The organism is Nakamurella sp. (assembly GCF_048594475.1).
Lineage (GTDB): Bacteria > Actinomycetota > Actinomycetes > Mycobacteriales > Nakamurellaceae > Nakamurella.
Map to the genome: position 1 here is coordinate 1 of NZ_JBMDXT010000260.1, position 9,896 is coordinate 9,896.

12 protein-coding genes are annotated in these 9,896 nt (G+C 72.1%); 4 read left to right on the top strand and 8 right to left on the bottom strand.

Annotated elements, in window-relative coordinates:
• From ACOJUF_RS11980 to ACOJUF_RS11995, 4 genes are all read right to left on the bottom strand, one after another.
• Positions 1-161, bottom strand: a 161-nt coding sequence (locus tag ACOJUF_RS11980) for a PTS fructose transporter subunit IIB (RefSeq protein ID WP_420122086.1), incomplete at its 3' end; no start/stop codon positions are given.
• Entirely contained in the window at positions 161-610 is a 450-nt protein-coding gene (locus tag ACOJUF_RS11985; protein WP_420122075.1) for a PTS sugar transporter subunit IIA, read from the bottom strand. The genes ACOJUF_RS11985 and ACOJUF_RS11980, both read right to left, overlap by 1 nt.
• Complete coding sequence (gene pfkB / locus ACOJUF_RS11990; protein ID WP_420122076.1) at positions 607-1,584, bottom strand: 1-phosphofructokinase; 978 nt, start codon at positions 1,582-1,584, stop codon at positions 607-609. The genes ACOJUF_RS11985 and pfkB overlap by 4 nt, the downstream gene beginning before the upstream one ends.
• Positions 1,581-2,342, bottom strand: a complete 762-nt coding sequence (locus ACOJUF_RS11995; protein WP_420122077.1) for a DeoR/GlpR family DNA-binding transcription regulator — start codon at positions 2,340-2,342, stop codon at positions 1,581-1,583. The genes pfkB and ACOJUF_RS11995 overlap by 4 nt, the downstream gene beginning before the upstream one ends.
• A gap of 398 nt (positions 2,343-2,740) precedes the next feature.
• Between ACOJUF_RS11995 and rlmN the strand changes: the two genes are divergently transcribed.
• Positions 2,741-3,859, top strand: a complete 1,119-nt coding sequence (gene rlmN, locus ACOJUF_RS12000) for a 23S rRNA (adenine(2503)-C(2))-methyltransferase RlmN (protein WP_420122078.1) — start codon at positions 2,741-2,743, stop codon at positions 3,857-3,859.
• Between the two features lie 213 nt (positions 3,860-4,072).
• Here the strand turns inward: rlmN and ACOJUF_RS12005 are convergent, their stop codons facing one another.
• From ACOJUF_RS12005 to ACOJUF_RS12020, 4 genes are all read right to left on the bottom strand, one after another.
• Positions 4,073-4,276, bottom strand: a complete 204-nt coding sequence (locus ACOJUF_RS12005; RefSeq protein WP_420122079.1) for a cold-shock protein — start codon at positions 4,274-4,276, stop codon at positions 4,073-4,075.
• Between the two features lie 251 nt (positions 4,277-4,527).
• Entirely contained in the window at positions 4,528-5,034 is a 507-nt protein-coding gene (locus tag ACOJUF_RS12010) for a DUF4240 domain-containing protein (RefSeq protein WP_420122080.1), read from the bottom strand.
• A gap of 248 nt (positions 5,035-5,282) precedes the next feature.
• Positions 5,283-5,609: a DUF2631 domain-containing protein gene (locus tag ACOJUF_RS12015; protein ID WP_420122081.1), complete on the bottom strand. Its 327-nt coding sequence runs from the start codon at positions 5,607-5,609 to the stop codon at positions 5,283-5,285.
• A 92-nt stretch (positions 5,610-5,701) separates the two neighbouring features.
• Positions 5,702-6,784: a hypothetical protein gene (locus ACOJUF_RS12020; protein ID WP_420122082.1), complete on the bottom strand. Its 1,083-nt coding sequence runs from the start codon at positions 6,782-6,784 to the stop codon at positions 5,702-5,704.
• Between the two features lie 113 nt (positions 6,785-6,897).
• Here ACOJUF_RS12020 and dxr point away from each other — a divergent pair, with 113 nt between their 5' ends.
• The 3 genes from dxr to ACOJUF_RS12035 all read left to right on the top strand — a co-directional run.
• A complete protein-coding gene (gene dxr, locus ACOJUF_RS12025) occupies positions 6,898-8,139 on the top strand; it encodes a 1-deoxy-D-xylulose-5-phosphate reductoisomerase (RefSeq protein ID WP_420122083.1) in 1,242 nt (413 codons plus the stop codon).
• 2 nt (positions 8,140-8,141) lie between these two features.
• Entirely contained in the window at positions 8,142-9,464 is a 1,323-nt protein-coding gene (locus ACOJUF_RS12030; protein WP_420122084.1) for a M50 family metallopeptidase, read from the top strand.
• Between the two features lie 16 nt (positions 9,465-9,480).
• On the top strand, positions 9,481-9,896 hold a 416-nt coding region (locus ACOJUF_RS12035), incomplete at its 3' end, for a flavodoxin-dependent (E)-4-hydroxy-3-methylbut-2-enyl-diphosphate synthase (protein ID WP_420122085.1).

The window sequence follows — 9,896 nt, forward strand, 5'->3', positions numbered from 1 at the left end:
GCGGCGATGATGTCGTCCGACAGCGGGACGGTGCCCGCGGAACCCTGGGTCTCGACCTGAACCTCGTGACCGAGATCCTTACCGGTCTGCTCGAGGTTCTCCGCGGCCATGTACGTGTGCGCGATGCCCGTGGGGCATGACGTGACGGCGACGAACTTCATCAGCCACCCACCTCCGACTGAACGTAGGACGCCACCGCAGCCTCGTCGGCGGCGTCGATGATGGTCTGGCGGAAGGCGGGACGAACCAGCCGGCGGGCCAGCGCCGCCAGGATGGTCAGGTGCTCGGAACCGCCACCGGCCGGGGCGGCGATGAGGAACACCAGCGTCGCCGGGCCGTCGGGGGCGCCGAAGTCGACGCCGCCGGGAACCCGGGCCAGCCCGAGCGAGGGCACGGTCACGTGCTCGGAACGGGCGTGCGGCAGGCCGATACCGCCCGGCATCCCGGTGGCCATCTGCGCCTCGCGGGCGGCGACGTCCTTCAGGAAGCCCTCCAGGTCGGTCACCCGGCCGGCGGCCTGCAACTTCTCGGCGATCTGCCGAGTCGCGTCCGCCTTGTCGGAGGCGACAAGGTCCAGGACGACGAGTTCGGGGGTGATCAGGTCGGTCATGAGGCGACGTCCTTCACTGCTTGGAGGGGATCGGGATCGGCGACGACGCGGACTGCGTCGGCGCAGGCTCGGGTGTCTTCGGGGCCGGGGACGGTGGACCCGGGCTGCAGGCAGGCCGCCCGCCCCCAGGCCACCGCGGTGGCCAGTCGTTGAGCGGGGGTTCCGGTCGCATGGATGTAACCGGAGAGCGTGCAGTCACCGGCACCGACGGTGCTGCGTGGCACCAGCGGGGGACCGCCGGCCCACCAGGAGCCCTGCTCGGTGATCAGCAGGGCGCCGTGGCCACCCATGCTGACGAGCAGTTCTTTCGTGCCCTTGGCGCGCAGGTCGCGGCCGGCCTGGACGACGTCGCCGACGGTGGTCAGCTCGCGCCCGAGGATCTCTTCCAGCTCCTCGAGGTTGGGCTTGATGACCGTGGCGCCGGCGTCGATGGCCGCGGCCAGGGCCGGGCCGGAGGTGTCGATGGCGACCGGCACCCGGGCGGCGACCGCGAGCGCGGCGACCCGGGCGTAGAAGTCGTCCGGCACCCCGCCCGGCAGGCTGCCCGCGGCGACCAGCCAGGACGGCCGCGGGGCCAGGTACTCCTCGACGGCGTTGAGCAGCGCGGCCAGCTCGACCGGCGACAGGGTGGCGCCGGGCTCGTTGAGCTTGGTCGTGGTGCCGTCCTGCTCGACCACCGCGATGTTGGTCCGGATGCTGCCGGCGATCGGCACCGGGACGGTGGTGACCTTCTGCGGCTCGAGCAGGGCGATCATCCGTTGGGCGTCGGCGCCGGCCGGCAGGATCGCGATCGTGCGATGGCCGTGCTTGGCCAGCACCCGGGCGACGTTGACGCCCTTGCCGCCGGCCTCGACCAGCGCGGTGGAGGTCCGCTGGACCTCACCCCGCTCGAGGGCCGGGATCTCGACCGTGTGGTCGATGCTCGGGTTCGGGGTCAGGGTGACCACGGATCCCGGACGGGTGGCTTCGGTCATGCGCGCACGACCTCCACTCCCGCGTCGTGGATCTCTTGGGCCATGTCGGCATCCACCTCGCTGTCGGTGATGAGTGTGTCGACCTCGGATAGGTCGGCCACGTGGGCGAACTCGTCCCGGCCGACCTTGGTGTGGTCGGCCAGGACGACGGTGCGGCGGGCGGAGGCGATCAGCGCGTGCTTGACGGCCGCCTCCGCCAGGTCGGGGGTGGTGAGCCCGCGGGCGGTGCTGATGGCGTTGGTGCCGGCGAAGGCGACGTCGGCCAGGACGCCGCGATAGCCGGTCTGGGCCCAGCTGCCGACCGCGGCCAGCGTGCCCTGACGGACCTGGCCACCGACCAGCAGCAGGGTGATCTGCGGCCGATCGGCCAGCATCGCGGCGATCGGCAGGGCGTGCGTGACGACGGTGAACCGGCGGTCCGCGGGGAGGATCTCGGCCAGCCGCGCGGTGGTCGTGCCGGCGTCGATGATGATCGAGCCGCCGTCGGGCAGCTGGTCGAGCGCGGCCTTGGCGATCCGCTCCTTGAGCTCGGCGTTCTGCCCGGTGCGCTGGGCGACCGGCAGCTCCAGACCCAGCCGCTCGACCGGGATCGCGCCGCCGTGCACCCGGCGCACCAGACCCTGGCGTTCGAGCTCGTTGAGGTCGCGACGGATCGTCTCCGGCGTGACGTCGTAGGTCTCGGCCAGCTCGTTGACGTCGACCCGACCCACCGAACGGGCGTGGCCGAGGATGGCCTGCTGCCGTTCCGGTGCGTACATGTCGACTCCACTGTCGGGTGGGGGCCTGGTGGCCCGTTGCCTGCTAAATCGTGGTCCGCAATCCCGGAATCTGCGAGTCGGGAGGGAATCCTGCCCGGATCTGCGCTGAAGGCTCCGTGTGATGACGGTTACGAGTATGACCCCCATGCGACCGCCATGTCAACACACTCGGAAACATTCGGATTCATTCGGGACCAAAGTCCTGCCCGAGTGTGCCCGTTTGGGCCGTGGGCGGCCGATCGCCCGGTGCGGCGGTCCGGTCGACTCAGGCAACCCCTAGCCCAGGAGCGCGCCGGATCGGGCGCGACCGGCGGATCGTGACCGGATCGATGCCAACCCTGGACCCGAGCTTGAGGTTCGTCTCGATCGGGTCTCGATCGTGGGACAATGGCCGGGCCATGCCTGCCTCGTTGCCACTCGTGTTCACCGCGCCCCGCCGTGGGCGGCCGCCGACCCATCTGGCCGATCTCGATCCGACCGAGCGCCGGGCCGCGGTCAAGGCCGCGGGGCAACCCGAGTTCCGGGCCACCCAGCTGGCCCAGCACTACTTCGGCGGCCTGACCCGCGACGCCTCGGACATGACCGATCTGCCGGCGGCCGGCCGCGCGGAGTTCGTCGACGCGCTGCTGCCGGAGCTGCTCACCGAGGTCCGGTCGCTGGCCTGCGACGACGGGTCGACCCGCAAGACGCTGTGGCGGGCCCACGACGGCACGCTGATCGAGTCCGTGCTGATGCGGTACCCGGACCGGATCACCCTGTGCGTCTCGTCGCAGGCCGGCTGCGGGATGGCGTGTCCGTTCTGCGCCACCGGACAGGGTGGACTGCAGCGCAACCTGTCCACCGCCGAGATCGTGGAACAGGTCCGGTTGGCCGCCCGGATGGCCCGTGACGGTGCCCTCGGCGCCCCGGGCCGGCTGTCGAACGTGGTCTTCATGGGCATGGGCGAGCCGCTGGCCAACTACAACCGCGTGCTGGCCGCGGTGCGGGCCATCGTCGCCGCGCCGCCGGCCGGTCTGGGCATCTCGGCCCGGTCGGTGACGGTGTCGACGGTGGGCCTGGTGCCGGCGATCCGGCGGTTGACCGAGGAGAAGCTGCAGGTCCGGCTGGCGGTCTCGCTGCACACCCCGGACGACGAGCTGCGCGACACGCTCGTGCCGGTCAACGAGCGGTGGAAGGTCGCCGAGGTGCTGGAGGCGGCGCGGGGGTACGCGGACACCACCGGGCGCCGGGTCTCCATCGAGTACGCGCTGATCCGGGACATCAACGACCAGCCCTGGCGGGCCGATCTGCTCGGGTCGCTGCTGCGGCAGCATCTGGGCCCGCTGGTGCACGTCAACCTGATCCCGCTCAACCCGACGCCGGGGTCGAAGTGGGACGCCTCGCCCCGGCCGGTGCAGGACGAGTTCGTCCGGCGGGTCCGTGCTCAGGGGGTGGCCTGCACCGTGCGCGACACCCGCGGTCAGGAGATCGCGGCCGCCTGCGGTCAGCTCGCGGCCGAGGGCGTCGCGCCGGCCTGACGGGGTTCCGCCGCCTGACGTGGCTCCGCCGGCCTGACCGGGATCGGACCCTCCGCCGCCCTCTGCCGTTCCATGGACCGAGCGGGCCGCACCCGCGATCGAGCGATGGACGGGCCGCCGCTGCGCCGGGTCGGGCCCGGCCCGCATGCGACGCAAAAACGACGACACCCGCGACCGTTGCCGGCCGCGGGTGTCGTTTCGTGCAGGTGCCGCCTAGAGCGGCGTGACCTGGGTGGCCTGCGGGCCCTTGGTGCCCGCGGTCACGGTGTACGAGACCTTCTGGTTCTCCTCCAGCGAGCGGTAGCCGCTGGACTGGATCTCCGAGTAGTGCACGAACACGTCAGGTCCGCTGTCGTCCGGGCTGATGAAGCCGAAGCCCTTTTCCGCGTTGAACCACTTGACGGTTCCCTGTGCCATGAATGCTCCCTGCTGGATGTGCGAAGCGCGACACTCTTGCGCCGCGCGGCTAGCCGACGATTTCGTCTTCTTCGTCGGAGTACACCCACGGAAGGCCAAGAATCGTGGTGATCCACCGGGCCCGTGAGAGGGTCGATGGAAGCCAACCGGGATCAGTATCTCACACCGAATCGCGATGTGTCATCTGCGGAGCGTGTCGCCGCCGAGGTCGCTGGATCGGCCCCGGGGGCGATGGCCCGAGTCCGCCGTGCCTATCCGCTCAGGCGCGCCCACAGCCGTGGGAAACGCTGGGAGAACCACTCGTCGTCGTCCTCCGGAAAGGGAGCGCCGGATGGGTCCTGCGGACCCGGATCGTAGGGCGCGGACAGGCCACGCCGGCCCATCTCTTCGACGGCGACGGAGGCGTAGAACTCGGCCAGACCCATGTCCTCCAGATCGGGGCGCCACGTCAGATCGACCATGCTGTCCGGTTCGGCGAGCGCTCGCACATAGATGTCGCGTCCGTGCGCGATCAGCCAGCTGCGGAAGTCCTCGAACCCGTCGTCGCTCATGCCGCCCTGGATGAGGTACCCGGCCGCCCAAAGGTCCCAGGAGTACGCCCGGTCCCGCGCCGCCCGGAAGTGCCCGTCAAAGGCGAGGAGTTCCTGGTCCGACAGCCCGTGAACCACGACCGACAGTTGATTCAACATGTCCGGATCGAGTCCGACGCCGCCGCCCCGCGATCGTTCGACGATCGCCCAGAACTCGTCCTCGGTCATTGTTGTTGCTCCGGATCGAAGTAGACCCGTCGGTCAGGCGCAGCGAGCACCCACGGCCGGACGGCGCAGCCAACGGATTCCACGGCCAGCGTCTCCCATGGGCCGTCCTTGACCCGGCCTCGCTCCGACGGGCCGGGCCGGGCCGGACGCAGGCGCAGGGCGGGGACGCGGTGACGCGACGTGCGCCGTGGTCGCCCCGGTCGGCCACCGATGGCGGCGGCCCGGATCGCGAAGCATCCGCGCAGCCGTCAGGGGCGCCGGCGCCGCTCCCGCTTGATCGCGAACTCACCGGCGACGATCCAGATCGCCATCAGCGCGGCGATCGTGACCAGCCAGTACTCCTCGACGTTGGACTCGTGGTTGCCGAAGAAGGCCAGCAGCAGCAGGCCGACGACGCCGAGCCAGAGCAGGATGCGGGATCCGCGCGGGGCGATCTTCTCGCGGAACGAGCCGTGCCAGCCCCACTCCTCGCTCGGCGCGTCCGGGTTGTACGCGACCACGGCGCCGTGCTGGGTGGTGGCGATCTCCGAACCGCCGGGGGCAGCGCCGTGCGGCTCGATGGTGGTGCCGGCCATGGGCCCTCCCGTGCTCGGTGGAGTCGGCTCTTCGGCGTCCATCTTGACATGACGGGGGCGCCCGGGCCGCGTGGGGTGGCGCGGACGGCGGGTCAGGAACCGGGGGTGCGGGTCAGATCCAGATGCGCCTGGACGGTCCGCTCACCGTCGGTCGTCACGGCCGCGATGTCCAGCACGGCCTGGGTGGCGCTCACCCATCCGGTGACAGTCGCGCCGCGGGCCAGCGGCCGCGGCAGGCGGACGCCGTTGCCGGTCTCGCAGGGCAGCAGGTCGGTCTCCGAATCGACCAGCAGGTTCGGTGGCAGCGCGCCGCCCAGCGGCTGGTCGTCGGCCAGTGTGGCCGTGATCGAGGTGCGGTCCGGGGTGGCCGGGTCGGCGGCGGTGTCGACCACCCAGGTGCGGCGGATCGAGCCGTCCCGGCTGCTCGAGGTCGAGTAGAGCGACAGGCCCGGTACGTCGGTGGAGGTGATGCCGAGCGTCATCGACACCGGCCCGGCCGGTACCGGCGGCACGGCCGTGGTCGGGCTCGGCGCCGGAGTGCCCACCACCGGGTCGACCTGGTCCGGGGTGCCTCCCGCCGGGTCGGCCGCCGGTCCCGCATCAGGGCCGGCGGGCGACCCGCCGGTCACGCCGCCCGGGACGGCCGATGCCGATGACCCCGCGGACCCGCTGGCCCCGGCGGGCGTCGATGCGGGGACCGTCGCCGGTGCGGTCGGCGAGACCTGCAGGGCGAACTGGGCGGGCCGGGTGTAGAACGACGTGCCGCCGGTCTCGGCACACTTGCCCTGCACGGTGATCGTCATGTCGGCGGTCCCCGTCCACGCCGCCGGCAGGTCAAGGCCCGACCCGGCCAGCACGACCGGCGTCGTGGTCGGGCCGGCGGTACCCGAGGCGGAGGCGGACGGTCCGGCGGTCGCGGACGCGTCCGGGCCCGCCGACGGCGCGCCCGACCCGCCGGCCGTGCCGTTGGCCGATCCACCGTCCGATGCGCCCGCCGACCCGCCGTCCGAAGCACCCGCGGAGGGCGCCGGCGACTCCGACGAACCGCCGGCCGACGAGGGGCTCTGACCGGTGATCTCGATCAGCCCGACGACCACCAGCACGGAGGCCAGCAGCGCGGCCACCATGATCCCCACCACCCAGCGTGTGCTGGTCGTGGGACGGGCGGCGGCCATCCAGCCAGTATGTGCGGTTCCGGCACCCGGGCCGAACCCCGTGCTCACGAAGATCCCACGGTGCGCGGACGGCGGGACCCCAGATCCGGCGAGGGGCGGGGGAGAATGGTCCGGTGACCGACCACCACCCGTCCCCGCCGCCTCCGGGCGGCCCCCGCGCGGCCGCTCCCCGCCGGGTGATCGTGCTCGGATCGACCGGGTCGATCGGCACCCAGGCCCTGGAGGTCGTTGCCGCGCACCCCGACCGGTTCGAGGTCGTCGGGCTGGCCGCCGGCGGCGCGAACGCCGACCTGTTCGCCGCGCAGGCGGCCGCCCATCCGGGCGCCGTCCTGGCCTCCGCGCGCCGGGTGGAGATCCCCGGCCGGCGGGTCCTGGACGGCCCCCGCGCCGCGACCGACCTGGTCGAGCAGGTCGAGGCGGACGTCGTGCTCAACGGGATCACCGGCTCGATCGGGCTGGAGCCCACCCTGGCCGCCCTGCGGGCCGGCCGGTCGCTGGCGCTGGCCAACAAGGAGTCCCTGGTCGCCGGCGGGACGCTGGTGACGCGGGCGGCCGCGCCGGGGCAGATCGTGCCGGTCGACTCCGAGCACAGCGCGCTGGCCCAGTGCCTGCGCAGCGGCGCCCCCCACGAGGTCGCCCGGCTCGTGGTCACCGCCTCCGGCGGGCCGTTCCGCGGCTGGTCGCGGGAACGGGTCGCCGGGGTCACCGTCGAGCAGGCGCTGGCCCACCCGACCTGGGCCATGGGACCGGTCGTCACCATCAACTCGGCGACCCTGGTGAACAAGGGGCTGGAGGTCATCGAGGCCCACCTGCTGTTCGACATCCCGTTCGACCGGATCGACGTCGTGGTGCACCCGCAGTCGGTGATCCACTCGATGGTGACCTTCGTCGACGGGTCGACCATCGCCCAGGCCAGCCCGCCGGACATGCGGTTGCCGATCGCGCTGGGGCTGGGCTGGCCGGACCGGCTCGATCCGGTCGCCCGGGCCTGCGACTTCGGCTCCCCGACCGCGTGGACGTTCGAGCCGGTGGACCGCGCCGTGTTCCCGGCCCTGGACCTGGCCTACGCGGCCGGCCGGGCCGGCGGCACCGTGCCGGCCGCCTTCAACGCCGCCAACGAGGAGGCGGTCGAGGCATTCCGTCACGGTCGGGTGGGTTTCACAGGCATCTCCGACCTGCTGGCAGGCATCCTGGATGAGGCCGACCAGGCGCGGAGCAACCCGCGCGACGTGCACGACGTCTGGGCCACGGAGGACTGGGCCCGGCAACGGGCCCGGGAGATCATCGCCCGCTCGACCGTCCGGGTCGGGGCGGGCCCGGCACCGGTGGTGGCCACCGGGAGAACAGGGCTCTAGCCATGTGGACCGTCATCGGCATCGTCGCGTTCCTGCTGGCGCTGCTGTTCTCCATCGCCTGGCACGAGGCCGGGCACCTGACGTTCGCCAAGCTCTTCGGCGTCCGCACCACCCAGTACATGGTCGGGTTCGGCCGGACGATCTGGTCCCGGCAGGTCGGCGAGACCGAGTACGGATTCAAGGCCATCCCGCTCGGCGGCTACATCCGGATGATCGGCATGGTGCCGCCGGGCAAGGACGGCCGGCAGAAGATCACCACCACCGCGATGGGCGCCACCGGTTTCGTCCGCAACATCGTGGAGGAGACCCGGGCCGGCGACCGGTCCCAGGTCACCCCGGCCGACGACGGCCGGCAGTTCTACCAGCTGCACCCGGGCAAGCGCATCATCATCATGGCCGCCGGCCCGGTGATGAACCTGATCCTGGCCGTCGGCATCTTCGCCGTCCTGCTGGTCGGGGTCGGGGTCAAGGCCCCGAGCACGACGATCGCGCAGGTCAGCCAGTGCGTCATCCCGGCGGCCGCGGCCGGTCAGACCCAGCAGACGGCCTGCACGGCGGCGGATGCACCGACCCCGGCCGCCCAGGCCGGCCTGCTGCCCGGCGACACCATCACCGGCTTCGACGGCACGCCGGTGACGAGCTGGACCGACCTGACCGGGCTGATCGAGGGCGCCGCCGGCCGGACCGTGCAGCTCGAGTACACCCGCGACGGGCAGACGGCGATGGCCGCGGTGCCGGTCGTGGCGAACCAGAAGCCGGTCTTCGACGAGAACGGCAACCAGGTCGGGGTCAAGACGGCCGGCTTCCTGGGCGTCACGTCGCAGGCGGAGTACCAGCCGCAGTCCATCGGCACCGCGTTCACCTACACCGGCGAGTTCATCGGCCGGGCGGCCCAGGCGGTGGTGGCCATCCCGTCGCGCATCCCCGCCCTGTGGGACGCGATCTTCAACGGCCAGCAGCGCAGCCTGGACTCGCCCGTGGGCATCGTCGGCGCGGGTCGCATCGGCGGCGAGATCCTGGAGTCGGACCAGACGACCACGCAGGACAAGTGGGTGCTGTTCCTCCAGCTGGTCGCCGGCTTCAACATGAGCCTGTTCCTGCTCAACATGCTGCCGCTGCTCCCGCTCGACGGCGGTCACATCCTGGGCGCGGTCATCGAATGGGTCCGCAAGGGCTGGGCCCGGTTGCGCGGCAAGGCCGACCCGGGGCCGTTCGACGTGGCCAAGCTGATGCCGGTCGCCTACGTCGTGGCACTGTTGTTCATCGGGTTGACCGCGCTCACGCTGGTCGCGGACGTCGTCAACCCCGTCAAACTCTTCGGCTGAAACGGACAATGAACAGATGACATCTCCAGGGGCGACTTCCGTGGGCCTGGGCCTGCCGAGCATGCCCGCCGACCGCGTCGTGCCGGTTCTCGCGCCGCGCCGCAAGACCCGCCAGCTCGACGTGGGCGGCGTCGGCGTCGGCAGCGACCACCCGGTGTCGGTGCAGTCGATGACCACCACCGTCACCGCCGACATCAACGCGACGCTGCAGCAGATCGCCGAGCTGACCGCCTCCGGCTGCCAGATCGTCCGGGTCGCGGTGCCCAGCACCGACGACGCCGAGGCGCTGCCGATCATCGCCCGCAAGTCGCAGATCCCGGTGATCGCCGACATCCACTTCCAGCCCAAGTACGTGTTCGCCGCGATCGACGCCGGGTGTGCCGCGGTGCGGGTCAACCCGGGCAACATCAAGGCGTTCGACGACAAGGTCGG

Coding starts and splice junctions, on each gene's coding strand:
- ACOJUF_RS11985 (WP_420122075.1), bottom strand. CDS start 610: ATGACCGACCTGATCACCCCCGAACTCGTCGTCCTGGACCTTGTCGCC.
- pfkB (WP_420122076.1), bottom strand. CDS start 1,584: ATGACCGAAGCCACCCGTCCGGGATCCGTGGTCACCCTGACCCCGAAC.
- ACOJUF_RS11995 (WP_420122077.1), bottom strand. CDS start 2,342: ATGTACGCACCGGAACGGCAGCAGGCCATCCTCGGCCACGCCCGTTCG.
- rlmN (WP_420122078.1), top strand. CDS start 2,741: ATGCCTGCCTCGTTGCCACTCGTGTTCACCGCGCCCCGCCGTGGGCGG.
- ACOJUF_RS12005 (WP_420122079.1), bottom strand. CDS start 4,276: ATGGCACAGGGAACCGTCAAGTGGTTCAACGCGGAAAAGGGCTTCGGC.
- ACOJUF_RS12010 (WP_420122080.1), bottom strand. CDS start 5,034: ATGACCGAGGACGAGTTCTGGGCGATCGTCGAACGATCGCGGGGCGGC.
- ACOJUF_RS12015 (WP_420122081.1), bottom strand. CDS start 5,609: ATGGCCGGCACCACCATCGAGCCGCACGGCGCTGCCCCCGGCGGTTCG.
- ACOJUF_RS12020 (WP_420122082.1), bottom strand. CDS start 6,784: ATGGCCGCCGCCCGTCCCACGACCAGCACACGCTGGGTGGTGGGGATC.
- ACOJUF_RS12030 (WP_420122084.1), top strand. CDS start 8,142: ATGTGGACCGTCATCGGCATCGTCGCGTTCCTGCTGGCGCTGCTGTTC.